The sequence below is a fragment of the Synergistes jonesii genome (assembly GCF_000712295.1).
Taxonomy (GTDB): Bacteria; Synergistota; Synergistia; order Synergistales; family Synergistaceae; genus Synergistes; species Synergistes jonesii.
On sequence record NZ_JMKI01000047.1, the window covers coordinates 72190 to 86920 of the forward strand.

A 14731-nucleotide genomic window follows, 5' to 3' on the forward strand; every position below is an offset into this window, starting at 1 on the left:
ATAAGCAAATATGAAGATCGTTGTATTATGTGGAGGGACGAGCCCTGAGCGCGAGGTCTCTCTTAATTCCGGCAGGGCCGTCGCGGAGGCCCTTTCCCAGCGCGGCTTCGGCGTAGAGCTCTGCGACGTCTCTTCGATCAGCGCGTTTATAAAAAAATGGCCCGCACATAAAGCGGACGGGACGTTTATCGCGCTGCACGGCGGATGGGGAGAAGACGGAAGGATCCAGGCTGTATTTGACGCCTTCGGGATACGCTACACCGGCTCGGGCCCTGAGGCTTGCATGCTTTCGATGGACAAGACGGCGGCGAAATTCGCCTTCGCGGCCGCCGGCGTGCCGGTGCCGCAGGGCTTCATCGCGACGAGGGAGGACGACGGCGCAGCGCGCGCGGAAAAATTTCTCGCGGAATTCGGCGGGATAATCGTAAAGCCCAACGGCGGGGGAAGCACGGTCGGTGTGACGCGGCTTTCGGACATCTCCGATTACCGCGCGGCGCTCGAACTCGCGTGGCGGTCGGAGAAAAGAGCCCTCGTCGAGGAGTTCATCGCCGGCGAAGAGGTGACGGTGCCGGTGATGGAGGGCGCGGACGGCCGCGCGGCCGCTCTTCCTGCGATACATATAAAGCCGAAGGTCGGCTTCTACGACTACAAAAACAAATATACGCCCGGCAGCACCGAGTATATTTGTCCGTCGGATTTCCCCGAAAAAATAAATTCACAGCTCGCGGAGCTCGCCGTCAAAGCGCACAACGCGATAGGCTGCCGCTGCTACAGCAGGATAGACTTCCGTGTCTCCGAAAACGGCGCGATTTACGCCCTTGAGGCGAACACGGCTCCCGGCATGACCACGACGAGCCTCGTCCCGAAATCCGCCGAGGCGAACGGCATGTCCTTCGGAGAATTCCTCGCCGAAATAATCAAGCTCTCATTTTCGATCGACAGAAGCGAAAGATAATATTTCGCAGCGAAAAGAGGCCGCAGGGGCTTTTTTTATGGCTGGAAAAGCCGCGCCGCGTCAGCCTCTTTTCGCGGCGCGCAGCAGATCTAATACGACGACCGCCGCGCCGGCGCACAGCGAAATGTCCGCTATGTTTATCCAGAGGCCGCCCTTCAGGACTAAATGTGAAAAGGGTACGAATATCCAGTCTTTCACGCAGCCGAAGAGCAGCCTGTCCGCCGAATTGCCGAGCGCCCCGCCTATCGCGAGGCCGAGCCCGCAGGAAAAAAGCTTGTCGCTTTCGCGACGGCGCAGAAGCGCGAAGGCCGCAACGACGAGCGCGGCAGCCGCACCGGCGCTGAAGCCGGTCACAGCGGCCCCCGCGCCGGAGAAGAGGCCGAAGGAAATGCCGCCGTTGAAGTGCGCCCGGCAGCCGAAAAGCGCCAGACTGCCCTTTGAGATTCTATCGGCAAGAAAAGATAAGGCTGCGGCCGCGGCGCACAGCTGAGGGGTATTTAAACGACGGCTGATTTTCATCATCTTTCTCACTGCCTCTATCGCTTTATATTTTCTCTCCTATCGACTACGCCCTTAAGCACTTATAAACCGCCTTAAGCTATACGCGGCGGATATCGATATAAACGGTGCGGATTTTGCCGCGCCCTGCAATTTCGTGTATAGTATAGCGCATGATGAAGCAGGGAGATATTTTTCGCGTTAAGATAGATAATTTGAACGGCGAGGGAGAGGGCGTCGCTCGCATAGGCGAAGAGGGGCTCGTCCTATTCGTCCCGGGGGCGCTTGCCGGCGAAGAGGCTGAGGTGCGCCTCGTCACGAAAAAGAAAAATTACGGCGTCGCGAAGGTCGTAAAAAGATTTTGCGATTCGCCGCACCGAGTGAAGCCGCGCTGCGCCTCCTTCGGCCGCTGCGGCGGCTGCGCGCTTCAGCACCTTTCATACGGAGCCCAGCTGTCGCTGAAAAAGAAAACGCTCGCCGACGCTCTGACGAGAATCGGCGGCGAACGCGAGCCGCGCGTCTTCGACTGCGAGCCGTCGCCTTCGGAGTGGGGCTACAGGAATAAGGCCTCCCTTCCCGTGCAGAGCGCCGCAGGCGAATGTCTGCGCGCGGGCTTTTACAAGCCGCGCAGCCACGACATAGTTCCCTACCGCGGCTGCGATATAGTAGCGCCCGAGATCGACGCCAAAACCAAAGAAATACTTTCCGCGCTGCGCGGCACAAGGCTATGCGGCGTGCGTCTGAACGGGAAGAGCGCGGAGCGCGAAACGATCCGCGAAATAGTTGTGCGCCGCGCGCGCTTCACCGGAGAGACGCTCTTGGCTGTGATATGCCGCCGCGCTCCGTCGTCGGCGGAATTGAAGCTGCTGCGCGGAGCTCTGCGGGAGATAGAGGGACTTTCCGGCGCGGTATGCAATATAAACGAATCGCCGGGCAATTTCATCTGGGGAGAGAAAAGCGTGCCGCTCTTCGGGAAGGAAACGATGCGCGAAAGGCTCGGGAAATTCGTATTCACCTTCGAAGCGAGCTCCTTCTTTCAGGTGAACTCCGAGCAGGCTGCGAAGCTGTACGAATACGCGGCGTCGCTCGCGCTCGAAGATTTGCCGCGCGAAATACTCGAGCTTTACGCCGGCGTCGGCGGCATGACGGCCTTCTTAGCCGCAGGCGGCGCAAAGATAACTGCCGTGGAAAGCTGGGAGCCGGCGGCGAAGTACATCGCGTGCAACGCGGAGGCCAACGGTATAAAAAAAATCACGCCGCTCGCCGCGCGCGTCGAAGAGGCCGCGTCCGAGCTTTCCAAAAAAAACTACGGGACCGTGGTGCTCGACCCGCCGCGCGCCGGCTGCGACGAAAAAGTCGTCGCTGCGCTCTTGAAAATAGCGGCCGAAAGGATCGTCTACGTTTCCTGCAATCCCGCAACGCTGGCCAGAGACATAAAGCGCCTCGCCGAAGGCGGCTACGAACTCGTCCACGCAAAGCCCTTCGACATGTTCCCGCAGACGGGACATGTCGAGACAGTAGTTTTGATGTCAAGGGATAAGGACTAACCGCTGTAAAGAGCTTGGAGCGGGTTTACTGGTATATGATTTGAGGGAAAACGGCTTGTGTGTTCATTTTAAACTACAAAACGCCCTTATAGATCAGCCCAAAGCACCAAACCGACAGGGTGACGGTATAGGGGGCGGTTTGGGAGCCGGTTTGGCGGATAAGATTATTAGGATTAGTTGCAACAACGATGACGGCGTGCGGCGCTCGTTCGAAGCGTCGCCGCTTATCGCGAACTTTTTCTAGCACGAAGAAGCCAAAAAATCTGCGAAGAAGGGAATGAAAAGCCATGCCTGAATTGCCGGAAGTGGAAACGATAAGACGGGTTCTGGAGCCTCAACTTGTCGGGCGGAGGGTCACAAGCGTTTCCCTGCTCAATGCGCGGGTAATCGCTTACCCGGACAGGGACGACTTCATTAAGATGTTTTCCGGACAAGTCGTTCAAAAGATGAGCCGCAGGGGCAAATATTTAACAATGCGTTTTGAAAGCGGGGACCGATTGACCGTACATTTGAGGATGACCGGGCAGCTGCTCGTCACCCCGGGCGATTATGAGATGGAAAAGCATACGCATCTGATCGCAGGTTTATCGGACGGAAATCAACTTCGCTACATTGACGTGCGCAGATTCGGAAGATTCTGGTATCTGAAAAAAGACGAGGCGGACAGCGTCACCGGGCAGGAAAAGCTGGGGCTTGAGCCGGACGACGACAATCTGACAGCTCTCTATCTGAAAAGCAGGCTTTGTAAGCAGAAAAAATCGATCAAGGAGATGCTGCTCGATCAGACGTTTATAGCGGGGATCGGCAATATTTATTCGGATGAGATCCTGTACGAGGCGGGCATATACCCCGGAGCAAAGGGCGGCGAACTGAGTGATGAAGATATTGCACGTCTTGTTAAGGTAATTCCCAAAGTCATTTCGTTTGAAATCAGCGCCAATGAGACGACGGAACAGGAATATTTGGCCGATAAAGGCCAGGAATACCGCAACACGCCATATTTAAAGGCATATGGACACGCCGGTCGGCAATGCCCTGTCTGCGGAGAGATATTTAAAAAAATAAAAATTGCCGGCAGGGGCAGCTGCTACTGCCCTGGATGTCAGAGAAAAAGAAATTGATAATTGATGACGGCTTTTCAGATATTGTGAGGCGCTTGAAAGACATGCGGGGCTATGTTTGGAGGGATTCATCTCGATTAAGCGCGCCAAAAGATCACTTCCGATATGGGAAACGTTAGCCGGTGAGGGCGCCGCTTGCTAATTAGGTAAGAAACATCCTGTTACAAGGCTGAAATTTCAAGGGGGTTGCGTCAAATGATAAATTTGCTGACGGTTGAAGGCCTGATGATTCCATTTCTGGGAACAACGCTCGGGGCCTTGTGCGTCTTATTCATGAAAAATCAGCTGAAAGCAGAAGTACAGAAGGTCTTGGCAGGTTTTGCCGCAGGAGTCATGGTGGCGGCTTCCGTCTGGAGCCTGCTGATTCCGGCGATGGAAGAGTCGGCGGGAATGGGAAGACTGGCTTTCATACCTGCTGTTATGGGGTTTGGCTTAGGCATGCTTTTCCTTCTTCTTTTGGATACGGTAACGCCTCATATGCACATTGACGAATCGTTGGAAGGTCCTAAGAGCCATCTTCGTAAAACGACTATGATGGTTCTGGCGGTTACTCTCCATAATATTCCGGAAGGTATGGCAGTCGGGGTCTTATTTGTAGGCTGGTTAAACGGAGACGGACAGATCACGCAGGCTGGTGCCTTTACTCTGGCGCTCGGTATTGCCATACAGAACTTCCCGGAAGGCGCCATTGTTTCTATGCCCTTACATGCGCAGGGATTGTCAAAAGCAAAATCATTCGGATATGGGGTTCTTTCAGGACTTGTAGAGCCGATCGCGGGAATCCTGACAGTATTGCTTTCTTCTTTGATCATTCCAGTTCTGCCGTATCTGTTGAGCTTTGCGGCGGGCGCAATGATCTATGTCGTCATTGAGGAACTGGTGCCGGATATGGCATCCGGCTCCCATTCCAACTGGGGGACATTGGCGTTTATGATTGGATTTGCCTTAATGATGTCTCTGGATGTCGCATTGGGATAAGAAGCAGAATACGATATGAGTATCCCTGCCCTTAAAATCGAATCTGTCCCGTTGCAACGCGCTGTCATTTTGATGTGTCCTCAGCTCGTTGAATCTCCAAGAGCGGTTCAGCAGGTTTCTTAAAATCAGCAGTTTCCACTTGCTGCCGATCAACTGGAGCGTAGCGGCCAGCGGAGCCCAATGCCCTGAAAAAGGTATAAAATTTTGATGAAAAAAATCTGAGGAGCGTGAATCAAAATGTTCAGAAAAATGAGGCGTTTCGGGCAGCAGCTGCCCGAAGAGGAAAGCGTTCAAATATTGAAGGAGGGCTCTCACGCGGTGCTCGCGCTGCACGGCGATGACGATTACCCTTACGCTGTGCCTGTAAGCTATGCGTACGAGGATGGGAAAATATATTTTCACGGCGCGAAAGCCGGGCATAAGGTTGACGCGATAAACAAGGACGAAAAAGTCTCGCTGTGCGTAGTCGCGGCAGACGACGTCGTAGCGAGCGAGGCCACGACGTATTTCAAAAGCGTGATCGCCTTCGGCAGGGTAAGGCAGCTCACAGAGGAAAGCGAGATAAGGGCCGCCGCCGTCAAGCTAGGCGAAAAATACAGCTATGACTACAGGGAAAAGTATATGGGGGATATCGACAGGCAGATAGGCGCCCTCGCGTGCTTTGAAATATCGATAGAGCACTTGACGGGCAAGGAGGCCGTAGAGCTCACGGCAAAAAGACGGTAATGCAAAACGCCGCTGCGCCCGGCATCCGCGTACCAGCGCGCTGTGACACCGGGCCGCGGCTTTCGTCAGTTTACAGCTGCTTCTTGTTATCGGAACCCGGGGTAGTAAAGAGAGGAACGAAGGCGACGTGATGAATCAGTGCCGCAAATGCGACCACAGAAACTGAAGGGAAGCGCCCTCCGGCGAAATTCTGACGCTACGACTTTTATATGAAGAAATTAACCGACAGGCCGGTAGCAAGGGCAAAAATCATGACAAAAACAAGATAGAGGATGAAGCGCTTTGCGCCCATCGCAATTTTCAGCGCGCCGAGGTTGGTGATTTTTGTCGCCGGTCCGGCTATCATGAACGCGGAAGCGGAACCGAGACTCATGCCGTCGGCGAGGCACGCCTGCAGGAGGGGAATCGTCCCACCGCCGCACGCGTAGAGCGGCACCCCTGCCGTCGCTGCGGTCAGAACGCCGAAGGCTTCGTTCCCTCCAAAAGTTTTTGTCACCAAATCGGCTGGCACGTACCTCTGAAACAGCGCGGAAAGAGCGACGCCCGCCAGAAAGTACGGGCCTGTCGCGACGGTGTTCCGCCATACGTTTTTCAGATAGCGCGCCGGCAAATTCGGGTCTGTGTCGCGGCTGCCCGGATCTTCGAAGCCCTTAAAGCTGAAAAAAGATTTTTCGTGACAGAAGCAGTGTATCAGTAAAGCGGCGGCGGCTCCGCAGAGGAAGCAGGAGGCGACACGCACCGCGAGCGCCGTCGCCCCTAAAGCTGCGCTGTAAAGAATCAGCTGCGGATTCAGCAGAGCCGACGACATCATAAACGCCGCAAGCCAGTCGTCCCTTACGCCGCTTTTTGAAAAGGAGGCGGCAATCGGAATCGTCCCGTACATACAGAGCGGCGAAGCGATGCCCAGCGCGGAAGCCGCGAAGATCCCCAAAGCGCCGGGCCTCTTTTCGCCGAGGACGCGGAAGGCGCCGTGTATGCGCTCCTTGAGAAAGACGGAGACGGTGGAGCCCAGCAGCATTCCCCAGAGCCAGTAAAAGAATATCTGACGGAATTGCACGTCGAAGTAATACCAGAGATAAACCGCTTCCCGCTTTATGATTTCATCCATCGATATTTTTCAGCTTATATTTGCGGCTGCCGAGCCCGATTTTTTCCGCCTGCTCCAGAGTATGGGGCCCGTTTCTCGATTCTATGCGCTCGATAAGAGTTTTGCCGTCTTTGGCTGCGTAAACGAGATCGACGCAGGCCTGGTCCAGAGCGACCGGGTCATGGGAAGCGAGGATGCCTATGTCGTGCATGTCGGGCTCGGCCGGATTGCCGTCGCAGTCACAGTCCACCGACAGACGATTCATAACGTTGACGTAAACGATCCGTTCTCCCTTTCCGAGGTAGTCGGAGACAGATTTGCCCGCCTCCGCCATTGATTCGAGGAAGGCGTCCTGCTCGCCGCCCCACGGGTTTGTTTTGTTTTTGCCGCCGCTGTGTATCCAGCTCTTGCCCGCGCTTGATGCGAGCCCGATGGATATATTTTTTATCGCTCCGCCGAAGCCGGCCATAGCGTGCCCCTTGAAATGAGAAAGTATCAGGTAGCAATCGTAATCCGCGAACGCGGCGCCTACGTAGTTTTCTTTAAGGCGGCTCCCTCCTGCGACGGGCAGAGCCATAGAACCCTTCTCGTCAAGAATCTGAAATTTCGCGATTTTGGTAAATCCGTGATCCTCGGCGACCTGATAGTGCATCGCCGTTGCCGCGCGCGAACCGCCGTAGGCGGTGTTGCATTCCACTATCGTCCCGCTAACGCGCCGCACGAGATCCTTAATCAACTCGGGGCGGAGGTAGTTGCTTGCCGGAGGCTCGCCTGTGCTGAGCTTTACGGCGACTTTTCCCTTCGGCTGCCATTCCAGAGCCCTGTAGACCGCCGTCAGTCCTTCGGGGCTGATGTCTTTGGTCATATACACTACTTTTTGTGATGCGGCGGCTTGGCTGTTCGAAGTTGTGGGCGATTCTTTTACGCCCGTCTCCGCCGGCTGCGGAGTTATTATCCCGCAGCCGGCGAAGAGGCACAGGGCGAACAACAGCCCCATGAGAAGCGCGGTCGATTTTTTTATTTTCATTTCTTATCCCTCCAGTCTTTAGCTTTTTGTTTTACCCGACGGAGTCTGCGCCGAGTTGCGATGAAGCCGTGCGGCTTACCGGAATATGGCATCGATAGGAGAACGCCCAGGGACAGGAGAGAACGCCCCGCGCGACATTTTATCTGCCGAGCGGACTTTGTGATCGGCGAAAGGCAGCGACGCAGGAAGATAGAATATACAGCCGGGTTTTTTCACTTTTGATGTCTCCGCCGCGATTGTTTTTCACATGCTTTGCGCAATAAGCGAGCTAAAGGCATTCTATCGAAATCTTTTCGTGCACAATCCCATACGCAATACAGGGAAAACCGTTTCTTTGCCTTCTATGCGTATCTGCCTCTGTCCGTTCCCTGTCGACGCGATCTTTTGCCGAATATTATAAAAAAATCGCCTTGAAACATCAATAAGCCTTTCGCGGCAAATTTTTCTCAATGAAAAGATGTCAATTGAAAAGGACGGCGGCGGGAAAAAATGATAATATTATTTATTAAGCGGCGGAAAAAATAAAATGGATACTCGACCGCCGTATTTGCAGCGGCCTAACGGCCTAAAAACAGACGCCTGGAAGGAGAGTTCAATGGAAGGATTCGTTGCTCTGATAATGGAAAACCCTGTGATCTTTTGGCTCATCGTCGCGGTCGCCTCAGGAGTTGTCGAAGCCTTGACGGCAGGGCTCGTTTCGATATGGTTTTCCGCCGGGGCTCTGATCGCGATGCTGCCGGCGGCGCTCGGCGCATCTTTCAATTTCCAGATCGCCGTCTTCATCGCAGCGAGCGCCGCGGCTTTGTTCTTTACGCGTCCCTTCCTTAAAAGAGTCCTGCGCGTGAAAAAGACGCCTACGAACGCCGATCAGGTGATAGGTATGCGGGGTGTCGTCGTCTCGCCCGTAGACAATATAAGGGGCGGAGGGCGCGTGCTCGCGAACGGCCTCGAATGGGAGGCTCGCACGCTGAGCGGCACAAGGCTCGAAGAAGGGGAGGTCGTCGTAGTGAAGGAACTTCGCGGCGTGACCCTTTTCGTTGAGAAAATATAAAATACTCTTTCCGCGGAGGTAGGAAAATTTATGGAAATATTCTCGACAGCAGTTCTGATATTCGTCGCAGCTATACTGATAGCGGCCGTGGCCGCGAACGTGCGCATAGTGCCGCAGGGAAACGTCTACGTGATCGAACGTCTCGGCACGTACCTCTGCACATGGGGCGCGGGGCTTCACGTAAAACTTCCGTTTGTGGACAGGATAGCAAACAACGTATCCGTCAAGGAGCAGGTCGTTGACTTCGTGCCGCAGTCCGTGATAACCAAGGACAACGTCACGATGCAGATAGACACCGTCGTTTTCTTCCAGGTTACGGATGCAAAGATGCTCACCTACGGCGTCGAAAGCCCTCTCGCCGCAATAGAGAATCTAACGGCGACTACGTTGAGGAACATCATCGGCTCTATGGAGTTGGACCACACATTGACGTCGCGCGATTACATAAACTCGACGATAACCGAGACGCTTGACAAGGCCACCGACAAATGGGGCATCAAGGTCAATCGCGTCGAGGTCAAGAATATAGTTCCGCCTAAGGAGATAATGGCCGCGATGGAGCGCCAGATGAAGGCCGAACGCGAAAAGCGCGAATCTATACTGTTGGCCGAGGGCGAAAAACAGAGCAAGATACTCATAGCGGAAGGAGAAAAAGAATCGGCGATACTACGCGCCGACGCGGTAAAGGAGCAGAAAATCCGCGAAGCCGCCGGCGAGGCCGAAGCCGTAAGGGTCGTACAGCAGGCCGTCGCGGACGGCATCAGGATGCTGAACGAAGCCGCGCCGACGAAAGAAATAATCGCGTTAAAGAGCCTCGAAGCATTCGGCAGAGCCGCCGACGGCAGGGCGACGAAGATAATCATCCCATCCGAAATACAGGGCATAGCCGCTCTGGCCTATTCGTTGAAAGAGCTGATGAGGGACGACGCGTCGGTGAAAAGGGAGGCGGCTGAAAAATAATTGAGGGAAGCCGGCGCAGAAAGCGTAACGCTTTTCTGTCCGTTGGGGGTAAGGAGGCAGAGCATGATCTATTTTATAAACGGAAGCCCGAGGACGAACGGGAACACCGCGGTGCTGCTCGATAAAGCTATGGAAGGCGCTAAAGCGGCCGGTGTTGAAACGGAGAGAATCGACCTGTATAAATTAGATTACAAAGGCTGCGCAAGCTGCTTCGCGTGCAAGCTGAAGGGGGGCGGATCCAAGGGGCGCTGCGTCCAGAAGGACGGGCTGAGCCCGCTGCTCGAAGCGCTTCGCGACGCTGGCGCCGTTGTGATAGGCTCGCCGGTATATTTTTTCAACATAACCGGAGCTACGCAGTCATTCCTTGAAAGATTTTTCTATCCTTACGGATTATATACGGAAGAAACGACTTGCTTCCCGCGTAGGATACCGTCCGCCTTCATCTACACGATGAACATGAAAGAGGATGCGGCGCATGAGGCCGGCGTAATTGCAAACCTGCGCCCGGGTCAGATATTTGCAGCGCGCTTGCTCGGAGAAGAGTCGGAAGCGCTCTTTTCCTTCGATACGAAGCAGTTCGACGATTACGGTAGATATGAAGCGTCAAAATTTTCTGAAAAAGAGAAGATCGAGCGCCTCAGACTGCAATTTCCTTTGGACTGTCGCGCCGCGTTCGAGATGGGAAAGAGAATCGCGGAAAGATCCGGCGTAAAATAGCGCCCCTCTCGGCTATATCGCTTCCGCGTTATGCCCGCCTTGTCGCGCCGTGTCTTTGTTCGTATATGCATCCCGGCATCCCGGCTTATAAAAACGCTGCCACAGTGAAACGTCGGTATGGACAACATGCAAAAGTCGTTATAAAATCTTCGAAGTGCGGCCATGACATATGACGCCGTATGTGATAAGTGGGGAGGAATAACTATGAAAAAAACAGCTGTGCTTCTGCTTGCCGCGCTCGCGCTTTTGGTATTCGGGGCAGCCGCATATGCAGCGGAGGATACGGTAGGCTACGTAGATGACATGGCAGTTCTGCGCCAGTTCTCGAAATTCCAGCAGGCTCAGAAACAGCTTGAAGAGCTGGATAAGAAAAAATCAAACGCAGCCAAAGCCGAGTTCGACAAAGAGAAGGACGAGGCGAACAAGAGAAATATAATCGAAAAGCTTCAGCTGGAGATGAGAGAAGAAGAAGCGAAGCTCATGAACCCCGTGCTCAGGGAAGTGAACGACACGGTCGCAAAAGTTGCAAAACAGAAGGGCGTTACGATTGTCGTCAATAAAGTCCTCGTATATTACGGCGGCGTCGACCTTACTCAGGACGTCGTAAACGCGCTGAAGACAAAATAAGCCGCGCAAACGCGCAAAAAAAAAAGTGAAAGGTATTCCCCGAGCGAGCCCTTCGAAACGCTTGGGGAATTTTTTATGCTTGGCTGCGCCGCGGAATTTTAGCAGTGTAATCCGGAGGCGAAACGTTTAATTTCTATGCGAGCGTTTCCAAGATTTTACAGAAACAGCAAAAACAACCATAACCACCGACGAAACCGGGGGGGCTGATTCAGACAAAAAAGCGGAAATCCAACCTATCACTGGATTCCCGCCAACTTTTGGATTTATAAAAATCCTAAAGATTATCAAATGGAGCCAGCGTCCAGATTCGAACTGGAGACCTGCGCATTACGAGTGCGCTGCTCTACCTGCTGAGCCACGCTGGCCTCTTTTGGAGCGGACAACGGGATTCGAACCCGCGACCCTTAGCTTGGGAAGCTAATGCTCTACCAGCTGAGCTATATCCGCATAACCAACAGCGGATATATTACCATACTTTTTTAAAATCTTCCAGTCTTATTTTATTCGAAGTTGGCAATTTGGCGTTTGCAATCATTCTGCATTATTGATGGCGCTGAACAAGCCATCTATAGCGATTTTGAGGCAGTTGGACGTGCAGGCGCTGCGTCGTCTACCCAGTTCATGATTTGACGCGAATGTTAAAGCGCCGCGGCGGCCTGCCGAGACGGCATAAAAAATCGCCCTCGCGCACTATTACGACAGGAGCGACAATGTTGTCAAAAATGGCGGAGAAGGTGGGATTTGAACCCACGTAACGGCTCATCACCGCTAAGACGATTTCGAGTCGCCCGCCTTCGACCACTCGGCCACCTCTCCGCGCAAGGGCAACTCAGATATTATACACGATTTGCCGAACTTTTCAATCCAAAATACACGGCCTGGCCTGGGCAATCGTTTACGAAAAAGATTGCGTGCAAATCGCCTTGTAAGGCGGTAGAATAAAAACAAAACCGAGAACGCCGACAGGAAGCAACAGTATGAAACATGCCAGACATAGCCTTACGCGATGATGACTGCCGTGCGAGAGCGAAGAACGCAGCCGAAGTGATGAATATTCTGCGGGAAACAGGCCTTACAGATACCAAAGACCTGCGGCACATGCAAATGTGGTATGAGGAGCAAGCGTAAGCTCTGCGGACTTGACATTCCTACGGCTCTGCAGGCCTTGGGACTGGCACTTACCGGCGCACTTATTTCGTAAGCGGATTGCCCTGTAAAAGCCTTCCGTCGTTTTGCATCGGGGCTTTTTTGTGGATATAATAGGAATGGACGAACTTGAATTTTGTGGGAGAAAACTATGGACATAAAAGGCTTTTGGAAAGATGTTCTTTCGCAGAATAGAGCTGAAATGCCAAAATATTTTCGTGATGATGCCGTTATTCGTTGGCATTGTTCTAATGAGCAATTTGAAGTTGCGGAATATATTCGGGCAAACTGCGATTATCCAGGTAAATGGGATGGGGAAATTGAACGTATTGAGGAAATTGGTAATTCTATAATTTCAGTTGTTCACGTTTTTTCAGCGGATAGAGCTACTTCATTTCATGTGGTGAGCTTTATAAAATTCAATGAAGATTTGATTGTGGAAATGGACGAATATTGGTCTGATGATGGAAAAGTGCCTGAATGGCGACGAGAAATGGGGATAGGAAAGCCGATTCGTTAAAGGGAGGGGTTTCGGAAGATTCTCAAAGATGCCAATAGATATGCCCAAAAAGCTTAGCAATTCACCGCTCAACTCTGTGGAGAGGAGCTACAGCTTGCCGTTACTACTCAGAGGATGAAATTTTATTATTGTCGAAGGAGGAGCACACATGGCAGAATTTGATTGTGTTAAAATGCGCAATCAGCTCAGAGCCGAGAAGGTTATAAAAGAGCTGAAGGGCAGAAATATGACCGGCTATTACGCCGACAGCAGAGAAGAGGCTCTCCGCATGGCGCTCGAAATTATCCCGAAGGGGGCTTCCGTCAGCTGGGGCGGGACGATTTCGATCGAACAGATCGGGCTGAAGGACGCGCTAAGGAAGGGCGGATATAAATTATACGCAGTCGACGATATTAAAGACCCGGAGGAGAGGCGGCGCGCTGAAACGCTGGCCTTTAACGCCGATTATTTCCTCACAAGCTGCAACGCGGTCAGCGAGGATGGCATACTTGTAAACATAGACGGCAGATCGAACCGCGTGTCGAGTATCGCCTACGGCCCGAAGCACGTACTGATGATCGTCGGAATGAATAAGATAGCGCGCGACCTGGACGCAGCGCTGTCCCGAGCAAAAAACGAGGCGGCCCCGCTCAACGCCGTGCGCCTTTCCGCAGACACGCCGTGCGCGAAGACCGGCGTATGCTTCGACTGCAAAGCTCCGGGTACGATATGCTGTCAGTATCTTGTAACGCGCTATTCGCGCCAGACTGGAAGGATGATTCTGATTCTGGTGAACGACTATTTGGGGTTATAAGCCACGCCGTTCGACAAAAAATTTCGCACGGAAATAATTATTGTCGTGGACAATGCGTCGTCATCGTCCGCGCTGATTTTATCGGAGACGCCCGGTGTTGCGGCCGCGCGCTTCAGCTCTCGCAGAAGCGCGGCTTCACTCTTCTGCCCTCGATTTCCAGTATCCCCTCTTCTGCCATCTTCGTAAATTCTCTGGAGAGCGCGCTGCGGTTCACGCAGAGAAATTCTGCGAGCGCGGTCTTCGTGAATGGGAGCGTGACATATCCGTCGGAGCGTTTGGGCAGCGATGATAGATACATGAGTATGCGGTCTCTTACGCCCTTTTGAGCGAGAATGTGTAGCCTGCTGTTAAGAAAAACATTTTTCCCCGCAAGCAGCCGGGCGAGGTTGACGGTGAGCGTATGTCCGTATTCGAAGCCGTCGCTTGCGCGGCTCAGCGGAGATAGATCCAACAGCAGCATGAGGCTTTCTTCGACCGCCGTTAATTGGACGGGGCTGTTCGCGTTCCTAAGGAACGCGAGGGCCTCTCCCATTAGGCTTCCGGGAAGAAAGCGGTTTATGTTTATCTGATTGTAAGCCCGATTAAAAAAAGAAAGTTCGACCTCGCCGCGCAGCAGATAATAGGCGTAGGGGAAATCGTCGCCGAGCACCCGAATGATCTCGCCTTTCCCGTAGGGCCGGAGTTTTGCCTGCAAAGAGCGCAGCGTTTCCGGATAAAGCTCTTCCGGTATGCCAGTGAATAGGCGGCATTTTCTAATTACTCCAATATACTGGCCCAACGCTTCCTGTATATCCATTGTTACGCTCCTACGAAACGATAAAACTTAACGCACAGCCCCGATATTGCATCCACGCCCTCAATTTTATCATGACTGTTGTCAAAGTAACAGAATTATTATGCGCGAAGCGTTAAAATAATGCTTACGGAGGCGCAACGTAAAATTTATAATGTCGATAAACGACGGAAAGAGAAGGTGAA

15 protein-coding genes and 3 tRNA genes are annotated in these 14731 nt (G+C 53.2%); 11 read left to right on the top strand and 7 right to left on the bottom strand.

Annotated elements, in window-relative coordinates:
* Positions 1–10 precede the first annotated feature (10 nt).
* Entirely contained in the window at positions 11–955 is a 945-nt protein-coding gene (locus EH55_RS11140; protein ID WP_037977850.1) for a D-alanine--D-alanine ligase, read from the top strand.
* A gap of 60 nt (positions 956–1015) precedes the next feature.
* Here the strand turns inward: EH55_RS11140 and EH55_RS13635 are convergent, their stop codons facing one another.
* The gene (locus tag EH55_RS13635; RefSeq protein WP_051682857.1) at positions 1016–1477 is read right to left on the bottom strand and encodes a signal peptidase II; all 462 of its coding nucleotides are present in this window, start codon (positions 1475–1477) and stop codon (positions 1016–1018) included.
* Positions 1478–1629: 152 nt separating this feature from the next.
* Here EH55_RS13635 and rlmD point away from each other — a divergent pair, with 152 nt between their 5' ends.
* The 4 genes from rlmD to EH55_RS11165 all read left to right on the top strand — a co-directional run bounded on the left by rlmD (position 1630) and on the right by EH55_RS11165 (position 5825).
* Positions 1630–3000, top strand: a complete 1371-nt coding sequence (gene rlmD / locus EH55_RS11150) for a 23S rRNA (uracil(1939)-C(5))-methyltransferase RlmD (protein ID WP_328286386.1) — start codon at positions 1630–1632, stop codon at positions 2998–3000.
* A 287-nt stretch (positions 3001–3287) separates the two neighbouring features.
* Positions 3288–4121: a bifunctional DNA-formamidopyrimidine glycosylase/DNA-(apurinic or apyrimidinic site) lyase gene (gene mutM, locus EH55_RS11155; RefSeq protein ID WP_037977856.1), complete on the top strand. Its 834-nt coding sequence runs from the start codon at positions 3288–3290 to the stop codon at positions 4119–4121.
* A 195-nt stretch (positions 4122–4316) separates the two neighbouring features.
* Positions 4317–5099, top strand: coding sequence for a ZIP family metal transporter (locus EH55_RS11160; RefSeq protein WP_037977859.1), 783 nt, complete (start codon positions 4317–4319; stop codon positions 5097–5099).
* Between the two features lie 237 nt (positions 5100–5336).
* A complete protein-coding gene (locus EH55_RS11165) occupies positions 5337–5825 on the top strand; it encodes a pyridoxamine 5'-phosphate oxidase family protein (protein ID WP_037977861.1) in 489 nt (162 codons plus the stop codon).
* A 205-nt stretch (positions 5826–6030) separates the two neighbouring features.
* Here the strand turns inward: EH55_RS11165 and EH55_RS11170 are convergent, their stop codons facing one another.
* Together EH55_RS11170 and EH55_RS11175 are read right to left on the bottom strand one after the other, a co-directional pair.
* Positions 6031–6933, bottom strand: coding sequence for a permease (locus tag EH55_RS11170; RefSeq protein WP_037977864.1), 903 nt, complete (start codon positions 6931–6933; stop codon positions 6031–6033).
* Positions 6926–7939, bottom strand: coding sequence for a DUF362 domain-containing protein (locus EH55_RS11175; protein WP_081839562.1), 1014 nt, complete (start codon positions 7937–7939; stop codon positions 6926–6928). The genes EH55_RS11170 and EH55_RS11175 overlap by 8 nt, the downstream gene beginning before the upstream one ends.
* A gap of 595 nt (positions 7940–8534) precedes the next feature.
* Here EH55_RS11175 and EH55_RS11180 point away from each other — a divergent pair.
* The 4 genes from EH55_RS11180 to EH55_RS11195 all read left to right on the top strand — a co-directional run bounded on the left by EH55_RS11180 (position 8535) and on the right by EH55_RS11195 (position 11294).
* Positions 8535–8990, top strand: a complete 456-nt coding sequence (locus EH55_RS11180; protein ID WP_160170748.1) for an NfeD family protein — start codon at positions 8535–8537, stop codon at positions 8988–8990.
* A gap of 30 nt (positions 8991–9020) precedes the next feature.
* Positions 9021–9950, top strand: a complete 930-nt coding sequence (locus EH55_RS11185) for an SPFH domain-containing protein (protein ID WP_037977865.1) — start codon at positions 9021–9023, stop codon at positions 9948–9950.
* 63 nt (positions 9951–10013) lie between these two features.
* A complete protein-coding gene (locus tag EH55_RS11190; RefSeq protein WP_037977867.1) occupies positions 10014–10667 on the top strand; it encodes a flavodoxin family protein in 654 nt (217 codons plus the stop codon).
* A 204-nt stretch (positions 10668–10871) separates the two neighbouring features.
* Positions 10872–11294 carry an OmpH family outer membrane protein gene (locus tag EH55_RS11195; protein WP_037977869.1) on the top strand — a complete coding sequence of 141 codons (423 nt, stop codon included), beginning with the start codon at positions 10872–10874 and terminating at the stop codon, positions 11292–11294.
* Positions 11295–11583: 289 nt separating this feature from the next.
* On the opposite strand, the gene EH55_RS11200 is transcribed toward EH55_RS11195, so the two are convergent.
* The 3 genes from EH55_RS11200 to EH55_RS11210 all read right to left on the bottom strand — a co-directional run bounded on the left by EH55_RS11200 (position 11584) and on the right by EH55_RS11210 (position 12110).
* Positions 11584–11659, bottom strand: a tRNA-Thr gene (locus tag EH55_RS11200).
* A 6-nt stretch (positions 11660–11665) separates the two neighbouring features.
* Positions 11666–11741, bottom strand: a tRNA-Gly gene (locus EH55_RS11205).
* 276 nt (positions 11742–12017) lie between these two features.
* Positions 12018–12110: transfer RNA gene (locus EH55_RS11210), tRNA-Ser, on the bottom strand.
* 481 nt (positions 12111–12591) lie between these two features.
* On the opposite strand from EH55_RS11210, the gene EH55_RS13975 reads away from it, so the two are divergent.
* Complete coding sequence (locus EH55_RS13975) at positions 12592–12960, top strand: hypothetical protein (protein ID WP_081839565.1); 369 nt, start codon at positions 12592–12594, stop codon at positions 12958–12960.
* Positions 12961–13108: 148 nt separating this feature from the next.
* Positions 13109–13753 (top strand): lactate utilization protein, encoded by a 645-nt coding sequence (locus EH55_RS11215; RefSeq protein WP_037977872.1) that lies wholly within the window; start codon positions 13109–13111, stop codon positions 13751–13753.
* Positions 13754–13865: 112 nt separating this feature from the next.
* Here EH55_RS11215 and EH55_RS11220 read toward each other — a convergent pair whose 3' ends face one another.
* Positions 13866–14549 (bottom strand): Crp/Fnr family transcriptional regulator, encoded by a 684-nt coding sequence (locus tag EH55_RS11220; protein ID WP_037977874.1) that lies wholly within the window; start codon positions 14547–14549, stop codon positions 13866–13868.
* Positions 14550–14731: the final 182 nt, after the last annotated feature.

Excerpts from the sequence above, each read along its gene's own strand:
- EH55_RS11190 (WP_037977867.1), top strand. The coding sequence starts at position 10,014 with ATGATCTATTTTATAAACGGAAGCCCGAGGACGAACGGGAACACCGCG.
- mutM (WP_037977856.1), top strand. The coding sequence starts at position 3,288 with ATGCCTGAATTGCCGGAAGTGGAAACGATAAGACGGGTTCTGGAGCCT.
- EH55_RS11185 (WP_037977865.1), top strand. The coding sequence starts at position 9,021 with ATGGAAATATTCTCGACAGCAGTTCTGATATTCGTCGCAGCTATACTG.
- EH55_RS11160 (WP_037977859.1), top strand. The coding sequence starts at position 4,317 with ATGATAAATTTGCTGACGGTTGAAGGCCTGATGATTCCATTTCTGGGA.
- EH55_RS13635 (WP_051682857.1), bottom strand. The coding sequence starts at position 1,477 with ATGATGAAAATCAGCCGTCGTTTAAATACCCCTCAGCTGTGCGCCGCG.
- EH55_RS11180 (WP_160170748.1), top strand. The coding sequence starts at position 8,535 with ATGGAAGGATTCGTTGCTCTGATAATGGAAAACCCTGTGATCTTTTGG.
- EH55_RS11215 (WP_037977872.1), top strand. The coding sequence starts at position 13,109 with ATGGCAGAATTTGATTGTGTTAAAATGCGCAATCAGCTCAGAGCCGAG.
- EH55_RS11165 (WP_037977861.1), top strand. The coding sequence starts at position 5,337 with ATGTTCAGAAAAATGAGGCGTTTCGGGCAGCAGCTGCCCGAAGAGGAA.
- EH55_RS11175 (WP_081839562.1), bottom strand. The coding sequence starts at position 7,939 with ATGAAAATAAAAAAATCGACCGCGCTTCTCATGGGGCTGTTGTTCGCC.
- EH55_RS11220 (WP_037977874.1), bottom strand. The coding sequence starts at position 14,549 with ATGGATATACAGGAAGCGTTGGGCCAGTATATTGGAGTAATTAGAAAA.
- EH55_RS11195 (WP_037977869.1), top strand. The coding sequence starts at position 10,872 with ATGAAAAAAACAGCTGTGCTTCTGCTTGCCGCGCTCGCGCTTTTGGTA.
- rlmD (WP_328286386.1), top strand. The coding sequence starts at position 1,630 with ATGAAGCAGGGAGATATTTTTCGCGTTAAGATAGATAATTTGAACGGC.
- EH55_RS11170 (WP_037977864.1), bottom strand. The coding sequence starts at position 6,933 with ATGGATGAAATCATAAAGCGGGAAGCGGTTTATCTCTGGTATTACTTC.
- EH55_RS11140 (WP_037977850.1), top strand. The coding sequence starts at position 11 with ATGAAGATCGTTGTATTATGTGGAGGGACGAGCCCTGAGCGCGAGGTC.
- EH55_RS13975 (WP_081839565.1), top strand. The coding sequence starts at position 12,592 with ATGGACATAAAAGGCTTTTGGAAAGATGTTCTTTCGCAGAATAGAGCT.